Here is an 832-nt window from a genome sequence, read left to right as displayed (position 1 = left end):
ATTACTCAACGATGCTGGCAACGATGCCAGCGCCGACGGTACGGCCGCCTTCACGGATCGCGAAGCGCAGCTTTTCTTCCATTGCGATCGGAACGATCAGCTCGACGGCAACAGTGATGTTGTCGCCCGGCATAACCATTTCCGTGCCTTCCGGAAGCGTGACGATGCCCGTCACGTCCGTCGTGCGGAAGTAGAACTGCGGACGGTAGTTCGTGAAGAACGGCGTATGACGGCCGCCTTCTTCCTTCGTCAGGATGTAGGCTTCGGCCATGAACTTCTTGTGCGGCTTAACCGAACCCGGCTTGCACAGAATCTGGCCACGCTCGACGCCGTCACGGTTAACACCGCGAACCAGCGCGCCGATGTTGTCGCCAGCCTGGCCCTGATCGAGCAGCTTGCGGAACATTTCAACGCCGGTAACCGTCGTCTTCGAGGTCGGACGAATGCCGACGATCTCGACTTCTTCGCCAACCTTGACGATACCACGCTCAACGCGGCCCGTCACAACCGTACCACGGCCGGAGATCGAGAACACGTCTTCGATCGGCATCAGGAACGGCTGGTCGATCGGACGCTCAGGCGTCGGGATGTAGGCGTCAACAGCAGCCATCAGCTCGCGGATCGCGTCTTCGCCGATCTTCTTGTCCGAATCTTCAAGAGCAGCAAGTGCCGAACCCTTGATGACCGGGATGTCGTCGCCCGGGAAGTCGTAGGACGACAGAAGTTCGCGAACTTCAAGCTCGACGAGCTCCAGAAGCTCGGCGTCGTCAACCTGGTCGACCTTGTTCAGGAACACAACGATCGCCGGAACGCCAACCTGGCGGGCGAGCAG

The 832-nt window shown here is 59.9% G+C and carries 1 protein-coding gene; it reads right to left on the bottom strand.

The features are described from left to right. Position 1 precedes the first annotated feature (1 nt). Positions 2-832: elongation factor Tu (locus AB6803_RS33085; RefSeq protein ID WP_371112791.1), on the bottom strand; the 831-nt coding region annotated here is incomplete at its 5' end.

Source organism: Rhizobium sp. RCC_161_2, assembly GCF_041355235.1.
In the GTDB taxonomy this organism is placed as follows: Bacteria; Pseudomonadota; Alphaproteobacteria; order Rhizobiales; family Rhizobiaceae; genus Rhizobium.
Note: the sequence above shows the minus strand (reverse complement) of the source record. Positions and strands in the feature narration are given on the sequence as shown.